This window comes from Bacteroides cutis, from assembly GCF_900241005.1.
Classification (GTDB): domain Bacteria; phylum Bacteroidota; class Bacteroidia; order Bacteroidales; family Bacteroidaceae; genus Bacteroides; species Bacteroides cutis.
Window position 1 is genome coordinate 60,457 of sequence record NZ_OEST01000003.1, and the last position, 13,564, is coordinate 74,020.

14 protein-coding genes and 1 pseudogene are annotated in these 13,564 nt (G+C 50.1%); 1 reads left to right on the forward strand and 14 read right to left on the reverse strand.

The features are described from left to right. Positions 1–47 precede the first annotated feature (47 nt). Positions 48–416 (reverse strand): hypothetical protein, encoded by a 369-nt coding sequence (locus C1A09_RS07445; protein WP_008655022.1) that lies wholly within the window; start codon positions 414–416, stop codon positions 48–50. A 94-nt stretch (positions 417–510) separates the two neighbouring features. Here C1A09_RS07445 and C1A09_RS16725 point away from each other — a divergent pair. Next, positions 511–609 (forward strand): annotated as a pseudogene (locus C1A09_RS16725) (IS982 family transposase); the annotation flags it as partial. A gap of 147 nt (positions 610–756) precedes the next feature. On the opposite strand, the gene C1A09_RS07450 reads toward C1A09_RS16725, so the two are convergent. The 13 genes from C1A09_RS07450 to C1A09_RS07540 form a co-directional block, all read right to left on the reverse strand. Continuing rightward, entirely contained in the window at positions 757–1,041 is a 285-nt protein-coding gene (locus C1A09_RS07450) for a hypothetical protein (RefSeq protein ID WP_008655007.1), read from the reverse strand. 12 nt (positions 1,042–1,053) lie between these two features. After that, positions 1,054–1,248, reverse strand: coding sequence for a hypothetical protein (locus C1A09_RS07455; protein WP_008655004.1), 195 nt, complete (start codon positions 1,246–1,248; stop codon positions 1,054–1,056). Further along, positions 1,245–1,598: a hypothetical protein gene (locus tag C1A09_RS07460; RefSeq protein WP_008655002.1), complete on the reverse strand. Its 354-nt coding sequence runs from the start codon at positions 1,596–1,598 to the stop codon at positions 1,245–1,247. Before C1A09_RS07460 ends, C1A09_RS07455 begins: the two co-directional genes overlap by 4 nt. A gap of 516 nt (positions 1,599–2,114) precedes the next feature. Beyond that, positions 2,115–3,380, reverse strand: coding sequence for a PcfJ domain-containing protein (locus C1A09_RS07470; protein ID WP_008654999.1), 1,266 nt, complete (start codon positions 3,378–3,380; stop codon positions 2,115–2,117). Positions 3,381–3,382: 2 nt separating this feature from the next. Beyond that, the gene (locus C1A09_RS07475) at positions 3,383–3,808 is read right to left on the reverse strand and encodes a PcfK-like family protein (RefSeq protein WP_008654998.1); all 426 of its coding nucleotides are present in this window, start codon (positions 3,806–3,808) and stop codon (positions 3,383–3,385) included. Between the two features lie 17 nt (positions 3,809–3,825). Next, complete coding sequence (locus C1A09_RS07480) at positions 3,826–4,311, reverse strand: hypothetical protein (protein ID WP_008654997.1); 486 nt, start codon at positions 4,309–4,311, stop codon at positions 3,826–3,828. Between the two features lie 503 nt (positions 4,312–4,814). Continuing rightward, positions 4,815–5,303 carry a GNAT family N-acetyltransferase gene (locus C1A09_RS07495; protein WP_008654991.1) on the reverse strand — a complete coding sequence of 163 codons (489 nt, stop codon included), beginning with the start codon at positions 5,301–5,303 and terminating at the stop codon, positions 4,815–4,817. A 456-nt stretch (positions 5,304–5,759) separates the two neighbouring features. Continuing rightward, positions 5,760–6,674 (reverse strand): hypothetical protein, encoded by a 915-nt coding sequence (locus C1A09_RS07500; RefSeq protein WP_007572000.1) that lies wholly within the window; start codon positions 6,672–6,674, stop codon positions 5,760–5,762. Positions 6,675–7,439: 765 nt separating this feature from the next. Next, a complete protein-coding gene (locus C1A09_RS07515) occupies positions 7,440–8,009 on the reverse strand; it encodes a hypothetical protein (RefSeq protein WP_007571997.1) in 570 nt (189 codons plus the stop codon). A gap of 147 nt (positions 8,010–8,156) precedes the next feature. Continuing rightward, positions 8,157–8,738, reverse strand: a complete 582-nt coding sequence (locus C1A09_RS07520) for a hypothetical protein (RefSeq protein ID WP_007571996.1) — start codon at positions 8,736–8,738, stop codon at positions 8,157–8,159. Positions 8,739–9,365: 627 nt separating this feature from the next. After that, entirely contained in the window at positions 9,366–11,096 is a 1,731-nt protein-coding gene (locus tag C1A09_RS07530) for an ABC transporter ATP-binding protein (RefSeq protein ID WP_007571994.1), read from the reverse strand. A gap of 12 nt (positions 11,097–11,108) precedes the next feature. Further along, positions 11,109–11,729: a class I SAM-dependent methyltransferase gene (locus C1A09_RS07535; RefSeq protein ID WP_007571993.1), complete on the reverse strand. Its 621-nt coding sequence runs from the start codon at positions 11,727–11,729 to the stop codon at positions 11,109–11,111. A gap of 10 nt (positions 11,730–11,739) precedes the next feature. Further along, positions 11,740–13,545, reverse strand: a complete 1,806-nt coding sequence (locus tag C1A09_RS07540; protein ID WP_007571990.1) for an ABC transporter ATP-binding protein — start codon at positions 13,543–13,545, stop codon at positions 11,740–11,742. Between the last annotated feature and the right edge of the window lie 19 nt (positions 13,546–13,564).

Consider the following 13,564-nt stretch of genomic DNA (forward strand, 5'->3'; position numbering starts at 1 on the left):
TTATAGTCCCTACCGGTTTTCATTCCGCTACAGACTATATGTTATCATTACGACAGCAGTTTGTCAATCATTGACTGTAACTGCAGCATATCGCAATATTGATTGTTTCCGCCGGTATAATCCTTTGCGTGCCGGGCAGTCCGTATCATGAACGAACCGAGTTCTATCTTTATCCCATCATCCATCCGCACATCCGCAGAATGGTTTATATATACAAACTTACCATTACGTTCAATAAAGCAACTTGTATAATAATGCCCCTTATTCTCGGATACGACCGCCGCATCCACGGCTTCTGCATATTTGGATATTTCACGTAGCAATGCCGTTTGGAAATTACTGTATTCCTTTGAAACATAAGTTTCTGCGTCTGCAAGGACAGAAGATTGCCATTGGGTATAAAAAGTCTGTGTCATATTCTTTCAATTCTAATTCTGTAAATAAATTAGGCACATAGCAATAAAAGTATTGAATTTATAGTATTCAATTAACATTTAAGCAATTACCATGATGTTTTCAGAGACCAAAATTACGGAGATTTATTGTATGACAGATGATTTTTGCAAAGAAATTGCTCAATTTCAGGAAAAATATATGGTTGAAGATAAAGATATTGAATATTCCATGCCCCACTTCCTTTAATATAACTTTATTTCCAACTCCCTTTCTACCATAACAGCATACTGTTTTTGAAAGAAGCCCGCCATTGATGTATGTTTTTCAAAGACGGGCAACTGGCTATATTTTGAATTATACTCACGTTAAATAGCTTTCCCAATTCTCTTTGTCGATAGTTAATTTGTTCATTTCCCAATCGTATTCCACTTCCGGTATATCGGAATAAGGGAAGTGCACGGTATAGCCTATCTGTCCGTAGGAGCAATGCAGCGGTACAACGCAAATTTCCTGACCGCAATAAGACTGTGGCGTACAGTATTTCTTCCAATCAAAACGGCCTGCAACTATATTGCAGCAGAGCAGTTTTAGAGCCATTATGCCTTTCCAACTCTGAAAATCTTTCTTGTAACTTGCTCTTTTCATAATGAATACCATTTAATGAGCCATGTTGTAGTAAATTTCGGGTTCGCTCGATACGTTGTAAATCTGACTCCCGCAACGTACCAATAGGGCGTTTTTTCCGTAGTAAAGCTGCTTCATGCCGGTTATGTTCCCCGTGCGGTGAAAGTTTGGGAAACGGCTTATTCCTGCCTTTTCGGCGTCTCGTGTGTAGAGGGTTTTCGTTCTCATTGCATGGTTGTTTTTAATGTTTCATAAAGTTTTTCTATCATGGCTTCCGCCTGCTCCATATCGCTCACGATGTCTTTGATTCGGTAAGGTGCGCCGTTCTTGCCATGCCCGTCCGTACCAATCCACAGGTAGGCTTCATAGTCGGGGTCGAAGTCTTCGTAATATGTTTCAACTTCCTGTAACAAGCTGTCGGTGTCATTGCCTTTCATCTCAACCGAGAAACTGAAATCCTGCCCGTGAGGTGTGTATTGCTGAAAATCGAACACCACGAGGTTCGGTTTGTCGGTATCGGTTTTAACTTGCCAGCCTAATTGTTCAGCTATGGCGATAATCTGTTCTATTGCTGTCATTGTTCTGTTTTTTTATTTCCCTTTTCTTGAAGCCTTCCGACTTCGCCCAAAGGGTTGATTTTTACGTGCAATTCCCAACGGCGAAAGCAAGAACAGCAGGCAAGGAACGGAGGTTAAAATTTTATGAAATGCCGCAATCTGCGATTGCGGAAAGTTTGCGTCAAATTTTATCCGGAGTAGCGAAGCGGTACTTGACACGCTGTTCGTTCGCCGTACCTTTGCTGCGTAAAAACAGGCCGTGGCGATAGTGGAGATTCCATGAAATGATACGCCCAAGCATACAAAGGGAATGGAGGCAAAGATCTCCGGCCGTTACAACAGGAAACGACGGCAGTATGTGTCTGGGGTATAAAGGGCAAAAAAAACGTCGAACGATTGTCCATCGGACAAAATGTAAGGGAATGGAAAAAGAATTGTCTGTATAACAGAATGTTCGACATGGCCTTTATCGGGAATATGAACAACCACCTGTCCCGATTGGCAGGTGGTTGCCCGATATAACTTCCGCAGCCGGTATCAGGCGGCCATGCGCTTTCGGATAAGGGCGATGTTCTTATGCACGAGGTTCATAATCCGCTTGTGATATTTCGTATTTTTATTACACAGTCCTCTCGACTGCAGCACCTTGAATGTTTCGAGGCTCAATTCTACGGTCTCGACCCTCTTGTCCTCTATCCGTGCGGAGAATACCAGCGTATCCGGTTTGAGGTAATATTCGCACTGTCCCACGCAGTGGTGCAACGCATTACCCTCGTCGTAGTAGGCTTCCACGCTATCCAGTACACGGACGACTATCGTTCCGTCCGTGAACTCCAGACCGAAGAACTTGCCTTTCAACTCCCTAAAACGTGCCTCGTTTTCCCTCGCCCGTTTCATCTGCTCCTTGCGTTTTTCCTGCTCTTGGAGAATACGCACCTTGTTCTGATACTTGTCATGCTCGGCTTTCAAATCGGCGGGGCAAACATAGTGGGCGTTGTGCAAGTCCTTGCCGCATCTGTCGAGCATACGGAGATAATCCACCCATATTCCAATGTCCGTTATCCGATACTTCTGGCGTAACACGATTTTGTAGGACGGCCAACAGAAATCCAAATCCTGCGGGTGGTCGATGAAGTGCTTGAGGTCTCGTTTGCGTCCACTTTTAAGTATTGTCTCCACTCGGCTGTCCGATAGCAGGGCTTTCATCAGCTTTTGCGGGGCGATGTCGGCAAACGACCCTTTCAGCCCGTTGCGCCGTAACTTCGGGATAACCGTGTAGCCCGGACAGACATAACAGTCGGCTATGCGTTGGTACACGTAATTGTCGTTCCGCAGTTCCAATCCCGACCCGTACAGAAAGCTGTCCAAATAACACCCCATTGTCCGTTGCAAGGCTGTCAAAGCGGTTTTCCCGTTCTCGTCCAACCAGTATCTCGCCACTTCGCACACGTCTGTCCATGCGTTCTTGCCTTTGCGGTAACAGACATTCATTCTGAAAATCCGCTGCACCTGAAATCCGTCCTGCGTGGTGATGACAGAAAAATAGCTTTTCTCATCTGTCTTGCGGCAAAGCGTGTCTTTGAGCGTCAGTTTGGCGTGGCAGTTCGGGCAATGGCAACGCTTCGCCTTTGTCTCGTTCCACCTATGACCGCAATCGAGGCAGGTCGTTTGTCCGCTCGGTGTACGAAAAGCGTAATGTCCGACGGTATGCCGGAACGCCCATTCTGCCTGTTTCTCCGTGATAGGCAGCAACCGCCCGTTGGCGGCTACTACCTGATGCTGAAATTTTGTCCGTGCTTTCATGGTCAGAAATCGAAGAGTGAGAGTTCCGTTTGGGTATTCTGTACAGCTTTGGCGGTCGGCTTCGGCCTGCTGTGGCGTTGCTGTATCTTGCGCATTTCTTCCTCCTGATAGGCTTTCAGCGCGTCTTTTCGGGCTTGCGCCTTTTCTTCTTCGGTCAGCTCCACCTTGTGATTGACCACGACGCCACAACTGATAGGTTTGCCCACGTCGATGTTGTCCTCATCATAGTAATGAATGGCGAGCGACCACACCTCGTCGTCGGTCATTCCGCAACAGCCGCTTGCCTTGACTTGATTGAGAATGAATGTGATACAATCGTCCAAGTTTTTGTTTTCTTTGGCATAGGAGACGGCGAAAAGTTCGTCCGTCCGTGCCTTGCCGTCCAAGTATTCCTTGATAGTCCGTTTGAAATGTTCCGTACCTTTCATCGTTCAGCGTTTTGAGGTTAAAAATGATAGTCGATGACACCGCCGATGTAAAGCAGCGTACCGGGTTTAAATTCACATGCCTGCCGCAGGAACTCGTAGGATTGCTCGGCGTTGGATTGCAGCCCCTCCTCGTCCATGTAGAACCAGTAAGCGGTATCGAGCGGGTTTTTCAGGAACTTTTCGAGTTGATAGACCGGGCCAATCCAGTCCTGCACGCTTTCGGGGGTAAGGGCTTCCGCCCTGCTTCGAATGTCTGCGATGAAATCTTCTCTCCATCGTTCCGCACCGCCTTTGTAGCGTATGGTATCGTCGGAAACAAGCTCGAACATGCCTTTGGGCAGAATGTTGTTTACCAAGTTGTCGATATGGAACTGGCGTTCCTCATCGTCAATCTCCGCACAATAGTCGAAGAAACTATCGTCGCCCTGCGTGAGGGTGTCCTCGTTCAGGTAGTTGTCCTTGCTCACCCGTGTTTCGGTAATTTGAAAAATCTTGCTGTGCATAACTTTAAATTTTTAATTTGTTGAACTTGCTTTTTTCTTCTCCCTGCTTTCGGAGCCTTTCGGCTTCCTTGGCGGGAGAGATTTTACATGCAAGCCAGACAGCGGGGAAAGGACGGAAAGGCAAGCAAACGGCCGGAGAATTTCACGGAATACCCAACCCGTCGAGGTACGAGGCGGGGGCTGAAAGGCCATCTTCGATTTGCGGAAGGCTGCCGGGCAAATCCGCGAGCCGTTAGCATAGTGGTGCTTGACGCCGGACGACCGCTGTACCTTTGCATGAGAAAATCCAACCGGCGAGGAGGCAACGGGGGCGAGATCAGGGAAAGAATGGGATAACCGGAATAAAAGAGGAAGAAGCCCGATTGTATATAGAAGTGGGAATAACGGCTAAAAAAGAAAATCTGCCTGTGAGGGCGATTGACAAAAAAAGCCCCCTGAACCTTTTGACCGTCCAAGGGACTTCACGTGCCCGGCAAAGCGGAATTTTCGGAACGCGAGCCGGATTATAAGGTGGCTTTTAATCGTAATGCATAATTCAACAGATATTTTCCTGAATCGGAAAACTCTTTTTTATTTCCTGTATAGACATACCCGTGGCTCTCATAAAATTTTCTTGCTGCAAAATTTTCTTCCAACACCCACAGGTAAACCTCTTTTACATCGTGACTTTTTGCTGTTGTAAGGAAATGGCGCATAAGTTTTGTCCCAACACCTTCTCCTTGAAAGAACGGATCTACATACAACTCTTTCAATTCCCATATACTGTTTTTACAATCCAGTTTCATCATCCCCTTTACAATCCCGTCATCAAAAACATATATATCGTCCAAAGCTCCTATAACATCCTGATAATATAATGCAAGACGCAATACCGACATTTCATTAAAGGAAACATCATCGTTTTGAAAAATAGGGCGAAAGGCTTTTCTTTTAGAGAAAATCTGTATTTCCGCAAGTCTTGAAGCATCCTTTATCGTGGCAACTCTAATCATTTTTTTGTTTTTATAATTTTGTATTTACATATTATTTTCCCAAAAGTTTCTGTTCTTCACATACTATCCGGCACTGTTTCCAGTATGTTTTTTTCAGAAGCAAATATATAAAAATCAATTCCACAAGGTGCCATGAACGACTTTTTTTATTAAGATTCACAGGAATGTGATATAAAAGAGTTTAACTCCTCCGACGTTCCTTTGCAGCTGCATAGGGTGTCGTGTGTCTTGCCTTGATTTGTCGGGTAACGTCAGGAGCAAAAACGGGAAACGCTATCGGGAGGTAGAAAGGAATGGAAATGGGGTATAAGGGTTATAACAGGTGGACGTCCGCTTAAAAAGGAATTTCTTGTGACATGCCGGGTATGGCATATAACTGGAGAGACGACCTTGCGGAATAAAGCCCCCGAAACCGGCTTTGCAGGTTCGGAGGCTTGTGCCGCATGAGGCTATTTATCAGCGTTTGCCGTGCGCCTGTCCCAGAAGATAGTCTTGCAGGGATTGGTAGCGGTTTTGAATATTAGCGTTTTCATTGAAACCGTTCAGGCAATGAAGCAATGCTTTTTCGAGCGTGATGTATCGGCGGCTGAAAGTCTGTACGTTATCCAAGCAACAGGCTTCCAAAGCGTATTTGAACGGTGCAAAATTTTCAGGTTCTTTCCGAATCCGCACATGCCACAGGAAGAACAACTGAATCGTGAAACTGTCGGATTCACCTGCTTTCATCAAATGTTCTTCATCGAGCAACCGTCGGACAAGCTCCGGGGTAAGCTGGCAATCATTTTTCCGGTAATACATGCGTTTTGCCGTATTATAGGCTGCAAACTGTTCGATGTCCTGTGCCGTCAGCCTGTATACTTCCGAGTAAAATGCACGTACTTCTTTACCTGTAACAACGATTTTCTCGTCTCCGAACTCGTATTCATACGCTTTTTCATCGGAGATTTCCTCTTCTGTTAAGGTCTTGAACCCGTAACATTCCGTTACGATGAACGGTTCTTTTCCGAACTCCGCCAGAGATTCGAGGGCATGGAGGCTGTTGCAGGAGAAGAACATGTCGTTTCCAATACTTTCACCGCTTTCCAGCAGCCGGATTTTTACGTCTTCGGAATCGTTGGTGTACTTCCATACTATCCGACAACTTGCATAATGGGGCTTCCTGCCGTTCGCCTCGACAAATCCGGCAAATCCGCTCTTGATGGCGGCCTTTGTCTTCTCTACATCCGTCAGGACGCTTCGTGCCTTACAGGTTTCGCACCGGCCGAATTGCAAAGAATCGTCGGAAATTTCCGTTATCACTTTGGTGTTGGGGTTTACTGTGGCTTCGCATACTACCTGCGTACCGCCACATCGTGTACATATTATACTCATATCTTGTCAAGATTAAAAATTAATATATCTTTCTATCCGCTATATTGAACTTGTCGATAAGGTTCAGCCAATGGCTGCAATTCCTTTTCAACAAAACAATTTATCCAGATTCTGCTTAAAGCGTAGCATTAGGCGACACTTCCCATCGCATTTACGAACCGACCCCATATAGGCGCATTGACCGCTTGTTTCATCAAACAAAAAACATGACTGCCGGAATGCCTCAAAAATTCTTATCTTAACCTGTTCGTCCAGAACTTTCCCTTCCATAATTTGATTACCATTTGCGTGCATAATACATAAAAGTTAAATTAAACTCCGAGTTATTTATTTCCCTCCTCTCGGAAGCTTTTCAGCTTTCCTTGCCGGGAGAGATTTTACATGCAGATCAGACAGCGGGGAAAGGACGGGAAGGCAAGCAAACAGCCGGGGATTTCACGGAATACCCAACCCGACAGGCGCAGCAAGGAGGGAACTGAAAGGACATCTTCGATTTGGGAAGGCTGCCGGGCAAATCCACGAGCGGTTAGCATGGCGGTACTTGACACCGGACGACCGCTGTACCTTTGCATGGGAAAATCCAACCGGCGAGAAAGTGGCGGAAACGAGATAAGGGAAAGAAGGAGATACGATAGTGGAGTAAAAGGGGAAGAAGCCGGACTGTATAAAAAAGCCGGAACATTGGCTAAAAAAGGAGGTCGTTCCGTGGAAACGGCGTACAGAGAAAGTCCTCTCGAACTTTTACTGTCCGAGAGGGCTTATCGTCTACTCTATAAAATGGTAATGGGCATTTTGGCATTCTCCGTTCGATTGTGTCTTTTGCAAAACGTCATCGACGCTGGAATATCGGCTAAAACAGCCGTTATATATCTGCTTGCCGTCGAGCGTTATCCGTTGCAGGTAACAGCCGCATACTCCGTCACGGCTACGGTCAGCGACAAAATAGAACACGATACCGTTGCTGTACGACAATCGCAATTCCGTATAGTTTATCTCGGTTTTGGGCTGTTCGGTCGGCAGACGGGTATTGAAATAACCCGTAGCCAGCATGACCTGTCCGGCGAAACGCATGGCTTCTGCCCGATATTTTTTCATGGCCGAAGCCACGGGGCTTTCGTCCCGACCGTTTCCGACAAACGATGCGGGCAGGCTTCTGTTCCTGTAAGACAGTTTGAACATGCCGACCTCTTCCTGCACCACGGGCAGGCCGACAGCTTCGTACTCCTCTTTCGTCATTTCGATGAAACGTGTGCGTTCCTCGTCCAGATAGAGGCGGTAAGCGGGTTTCACCCGCTCCCGCTTCTCTTCATATTCCGCCTGTTCCCGTGCGTTCATGCAGTTATAAACGTGTCGGGACACTCTCCGCACCGCATTGACGAAAGTCGGGCTTTTGCATATCCCGAAATGCCGGGCGAAGTCGGGTACAGTCCCGATAAAGCCGTACTCTTTCCAATGATAGGTTCTCATGGCTGTCTGTCCGATTTAATCCACGACCACATATTCATTGATACTGCAGCAAGAATCGGGGTTTTCCTGCGCCCATTCTTCAAACAGAGCCTTGGCATCCTGTTCCGAGCGGACGGTTTTTCCTGCGACCTCGCCAAGCCACGCAAACAGGCTCTCCCTGTCGGCAAAATATTCGCAGAAGTATTTGCCTTTGGCAGTACATAAATCGACTATGTATTTGTCGGTAAAATACTTGCCTTCGCTGTCGTTGGTCTCGTAGAAGCCCATTCCCGGCTCTTCGGTCTGGTAATAATAACGGAGCGATGGGAATTTCTCGCACACGAGGTCGAATGTCTCGTTGCATGGCCCCCATGCCGTCTCCGTCGTAAAGCGGAGGGTTTCGCCCACCATTTCGAGGTTTGCCCAATCTCCCCGACAACTCACCTTGTCCCAGTCCTTGCCCAAGGCATCCACAAGACACCCCAGCCATGATGTCCCGAAGCCGTTTTTCACGGCAGGCGTTTTTCTGTCCTGCAAATCTTTCATCAACTCATAGAGGCTTTTGATTTCCTGCGCGTCGCCCTCTATCACATACGCTGTTGAACACCAGTTTGGCATAATCGTTAATTTTTATTCGTTAAACTTTTTCTTCCCTTTTTTCGGAAGCTGTTCCGGCTTCCTTATCGGGATAGATTTTACATGCAGGCCAGACAGCGGGAAAATGAGGAAAAGGCAAGGAAACCGCCGGGGATTGAACGGAATACCCAACCCGACAGCGCAGCACGGCGGGGACCGAAAGGTCATCTTCGATTTGGGAAGGCTGCCGGGCAAATCCGCGAGCCGGTTAGCGGAGCGGTACTTGACGACCGAATGACGCTGTACCTTCGCATGGGAAAATCACACCGACAAGGGAGTGCGGCAGGGAGCGATAAGAACGAGAATAAATAAAAAGGAGAGGTGAACGGGATATAACGGGTATAGAATATGGACTTGAAAAGGAAATTTTTCGGTATAATTATAATAAGGTGTTTCCGGACACGAGGCCGGGTAGCCGTCTTGTCTCTGCCATAACCGAAAGGTCCAGCGAACAATGAATAACGCAGCATCGTTCAGCAGTCAGAAACAGTAACTATGCCGTCGTACTGATTTACGACAATGCCGATAAAATAAGGAAAAGCCGAAAAGAGGGGCTTGCCTTCTTTCCGGCTTTTCGTGAAAGTCCTATTATCCGGGCTTCCCGTTATTCTATACGGTCCAGCCTGCGGACTTCTCTTGAATCGTCCACAGACGGGCATAAAGCCCCTCGTGCCGCATCAGTTCGTCGTGCGTGCCTTGTTCTTTTACCCGTCCGTCTTCCAGAACGACGATCCGGTCCGCATTCATGATCGTCTTAAGCTTGTGGGCGATGACGATGACGGTGCGTCCCTTGATAAGCGTGTCGATGGCTTTCTGCACCTCCACCTCGTTTTCCGGGTCGAGCGATGCGGTCGCCTCGTCCAGCAGGATAATCGGCGCATCCTTCAAGATGGCGCGGGCGATGGATATGCGCTGTTTCTCGCCGCCGGACAGCGTGCAACCGCCCTCACCCACCATCGTGTCGTATCCCTGCGGCAGGCGCATGATGAAATCGTGGCAGCAGGCTTTCTCGGCTGCCGCGATGATCTCCTCGTCCGTCGCACCGGGCTTTCCGAAACGGATATTGTCGCGTATCGTGTCCTGAAACAGATAGACGTCCTGGAACACCATCGAGATGCGGCTCATCAGACTTTCAGGTTCTATATCTTTCATCGGAACGCCATCGAAAAGGACACGCCCCTGCTGCGGGTCGTAGAATCGGGCGCAAAGTTTCATCACCGTACTTTTCCCGCTCCCCGAAGGACCGACGAGAGCCGTCAGCGTGTTTCTCGGAAACGCGATGGAAACGTCCTGAAGCACCTTCTTGTCCTGATAGGCGAACGACACATGCTCGAACCGGATGTCGCCGGTGGCCGGCGCCTGCCGTTCGCCTTCCATCTCCGGCTCGTTCATCAGCGTGAGAATACGCCCTCCGGCAATGGAGAAGTAGCGGAACTCCGCAAAGTTGGTCAGCGCCGAAGTCAGCGGGTCGAACACGCGCGAGCCGACCACGAGGAACAGCACGAAGACGAGCAGCGAGAGTTCGCCTCCCAACAGCAGGTAGGTTCCGCACAGCACCATCAGGGTCAGTCCGGCCCGCACCAATGTAATGCTCAGCAGCACGAAAGGCCCCAGCATGGCTTCCTGACGGATACAGGCACGGCGCAGTTCCGCAAAAGCATCGCGCAGGCGGACAAAGCGGTCGCCCAGCAGGTTGTAGGCTTTCATCACGCGAATGCCCTGCAAGTATTCCTCCAAGCGGTTCCCGGCATTGATTTTGGCTTGTATCTGCCTGCCGCTCAACTTTTTCTGCACACTCGTGCTCATCCATAGGACAAGCAAGGCGACCGGCAGTGCGGCGAACATGGCAACGGCCATCCGCCAGTCGATCCATACCAGCGAGAGGAATGCCAGCACGGGCATGACGACGGCTCCCATCAGTTGGGGCAAATGGTGGGAAATGCCCGTCTCGGCCATCGTGAAATCGGTAACGAGCATGGACGAAAGATCGCCGGGGTCGCGCCGGGAAAGAAATCCGAGAGAGAGTTTCCGCAGATGTTCCGCCAGTGCAATGCGCCCCGACGCACTCATTTCGTAGGCTCCTCTGAAATTGGCCCGGTAGGAGGCCCGTTCGGCCAAAGCCATCACCAGCATATAGACAGCCAATATGCCGAAAATGCACCACAGTCTTGCCGTGTCGAGCGGTCGTCCGCTGCCGTCGAACGCGGCGAAGATGATGCGCACCGCCTCGATGGAGAGGCAGAAAGGTATGATGTTGACCAGATTGGCGAGCATGGTATAGCCCACGGGCTTGTAAAGACGTTCCGTATGGCCTATCGTAATGTTTTTAATCGCATTCATGTTCCACTCCTTTCATTTATGTGCGACGATATGCAGTTCTTCTTTTTTCTGAATTACCCGGATGTCGGAAAAGCCGGCTTGGGACAGCAACTGTTTCAGTTCTTCGGCTCCGTACACCGTCATTCCCTTTATCCGCTCCGTCCACGCCTTTCCGAGTTCGGGGTCGCTCGCTTCCAGACTGATGAGAAAGCAGCCCCCTTTCCGGATCACGCGGAAGACTTCGGCCAGCGCCTTGCTGACGGAAGACCAGAAATAGACGGTCTCGAAGGCCGTAACGGCATCGAAGGCCCCGTCCCCGTAAGGCAGGGAGCAGACATCGCCCTGCTGTATGAAACATCGGCGGTCCAGTTCTCCCGCATTGTGCCTGCGGGCGAAGGCGACGCTCTCCTCCGACAGGTCCATGCCGTAAACTTTTCCCTGCGGACACAGCTTCAGCAGACGCTTCACGTTGGCGCCGCCCCCGCATCCGATGTCCAGCACATTCCATTCCGGCCGCCAGTCCACCTGTTTCATGCCGCGATGGGCCAGCGAAGCGTGGAAACAGTTCATTCCCCGCAAAATCATCCGTCCCCAGAATCCCTGCGGACAACTCGTATTCTGTAAAATATCGTTCAAGAAACTATTCTTTTTCATATCTCCGTATTCAATTTTTGTTCAACTTCCAATGATAAGCGCTCGTATAGGCATCCCACATGTTCTTGTAGAGCCCCTCGGCGACGGATAAGTCGTCGTGCTGGCCCTGCTGTACGATCCGTCCCTGCTGCAAGACCACGATGTTGTCCGCCGAGACGATGGACGACAGCCGGTGGGCGATAATAATCACGGTCTTGCCTTTTATCAGGGATTGAAGGGCCTGCTGCATCTTGTATTCGTTCTCCGGATCGGCGAAGGCCGTGGCTTCGTCCAGTACCAGTATCGGCGCATTCTTCAGAATGGCGCGGGCCACGCATACCCGCTGCGCCTCGCCGCCCGACAGATACACGCCCTCGTCGCCTATTCTCGTCTCGTAGCCTTGCGGCAGCCGCTCGATGAACTCGTGGCACTGGGCGGCTTTGGCCGCCGCCACGACCGTTTCTTTCGTTGCGGCGGGGGAACCGACGGCGATGTTCTCGTACAGCGTGTCGTAGAACAGGAACGTATCCTGAAAGACGAATGAAACGGTATCCATCAACTGCGTCGTAGCGATGTTCTTGATGTTCACGCCACCGATGAGAATCTCGCCCTGCTCCACGTCCCAGAAACGGGGAATCAGGTTCGCGACGGTGGACTTGCCGCTTCCCGAAGGCCCCACGAGCGCCGTAATCCGGCCTTGCGGCGCCGTGAAGCAAACATCGCGCAGCGCCTCGGTACGTGTGCCCTGTTCCGTATTTTCGTAGGAGAATGACACGTGGCGGAACTCCACCTCATACGACTGCGGCACTTCGGGGTGTTCCGGTTCGGGAACGGGCTTTTTCTCCAGAATGCGGTCGATACGCGCCACGCCTTCGTCGATCTCCTTGGTGTTTCCGCCCAGGAACGTCAGTTTGTAGATGGGCGAAGCCACACCCGGTCCCATGATGATGAAAAACAGCCATACGGCGGCCAATGCGAGCGACTGCGGATTCCCTTGTATCAGCAGGATACCCACGGGAAGAATGAACGTCACCATCGAACCCAGCAGGACGGTGAACGCGATCATCCCGTTCTGGTAGGTGTCGCAGCATTTCAGGGCGAACGTCTTGTAAGCCTGTATCTCGGCGTTGAACTGCCGGAACGAGCGGACGCTCTGTCCGAATATCTTCACCACGGGCATTCCCCTGACGTACTGCACGGCGGAGGCGCTCATCTTTTCCTGCGCATCATAGTAAATACTCATGAACTCCCGTGCCTTCTTCCCCATGAAATTGGAGAATTGCAGGGCGAAGCTCAACAGCACCACGGCCAGACAGACCGCCGTCAGCCATGTATCCAGCGAGAAAAAGATGACGAGCATCACCACGACCGTCGCCACTACGTTCACCAAATCGGGAATCGTGTGGGCGATGAATCCCTCGATTTTCTCGATGTTCTGCTCCATCGTCTTCTTGATGGCTCCGGTAGAGGTGTTGTTGAGATAACCCAGCGACAGCTTGCCGATATGCTCGGACAGCCGGACACGCAATCCGTACAGAATGCGGAATGCAGCCACGTGCGAGGACATCAGGGCGGCGTACAGCAGCACCAGTCCGCCGATAAGCCCGCAGAAGGCGATCCAGCCCCAACGAATCATGCCGGCTTCGTCCACCGAAGCCGGGCTTGTACCGTGCGTCAGCAGCTCTTTCAACACCTCGTACACCGCCCAATAGGGTACGAGCATACACACGGCGCTGCCTGCCGACAGCAGACCCGCCAGAAAAAGCAGCCCTTTCTTCTGCCCCGCGATCTCGAACAGGCGGGACAGACCTTCTTTCTTCTTTTCTTTTGTTTCCATATATTGAATTTTATCCGAT

What these genes read in the sequence shown, in the direction of transcription:
- C1A09_RS07445 (WP_008655022.1), bottom strand. Translation starts at nt 416, where the DNA reads ATGACACAGACTTTTTATACCCAATGGCAATCTTCTGTCCTTGCAGAC.
- C1A09_RS07450 (WP_008655007.1), bottom strand. Translation starts at nt 1,041, where the DNA reads ATGAAAAGAGCAAGTTACAAGAAAGATTTTCAGAGTTGGAAAGGCATA.
- C1A09_RS07455 (WP_008655004.1), bottom strand. Translation starts at nt 1,248, where the DNA reads ATGAGAACGAAAACCCTCTACACACGAGACGCCGAAAAGGCAGGAATA.
- C1A09_RS07460 (WP_008655002.1), bottom strand. Translation starts at nt 1,598, where the DNA reads ATGACAGCAATAGAACAGATTATCGCCATAGCTGAACAATTAGGCTGG.
- C1A09_RS07470 (WP_008654999.1), bottom strand. Translation starts at nt 3,380, where the DNA reads ATGAAAGCACGGACAAAATTTCAGCATCAGGTAGTAGCCGCCAACGGG.
- C1A09_RS07475 (WP_008654998.1), bottom strand. Translation starts at nt 3,808, where the DNA reads ATGAAAGGTACGGAACATTTCAAACGGACTATCAAGGAATACTTGGAC.
- C1A09_RS07480 (WP_008654997.1), bottom strand. Translation starts at nt 4,311, where the DNA reads ATGCACAGCAAGATTTTTCAAATTACCGAAACACGGGTGAGCAAGGAC.
- C1A09_RS07495 (WP_008654991.1), bottom strand. Translation starts at nt 5,303, where the DNA reads ATGATTAGAGTTGCCACGATAAAGGATGCTTCAAGACTTGCGGAAATA.
- C1A09_RS07500 (WP_007572000.1), bottom strand. Translation starts at nt 6,674, where the DNA reads ATGAGTATAATATGTACACGATGTGGCGGTACGCAGGTAGTATGCGAA.
- C1A09_RS07515 (WP_007571997.1), bottom strand. Translation starts at nt 8,009, where the DNA reads ATGAACGCACGGGAACAGGCGGAATATGAAGAGAAGCGGGAGCGGGTG.
- C1A09_RS07520 (WP_007571996.1), bottom strand. Translation starts at nt 8,738, where the DNA reads ATGCCAAACTGGTGTTCAACAGCGTATGTGATAGAGGGCGACGCGCAG.
- C1A09_RS07530 (WP_007571994.1), bottom strand. Translation starts at nt 11,096, where the DNA reads ATGAATGCGATTAAAAACATTACGATAGGCCATACGGAACGTCTTTAC.
- C1A09_RS07535 (WP_007571993.1), bottom strand. Translation starts at nt 11,729, where the DNA reads ATGAAAAAGAATAGTTTCTTGAACGATATTTTACAGAATACGAGTTGT.
- C1A09_RS07540 (WP_007571990.1), bottom strand. Translation starts at nt 13,545, where the DNA reads ATGGAAACAAAAGAAAAGAAGAAAGAAGGTCTGTCCCGCCTGTTCGAG.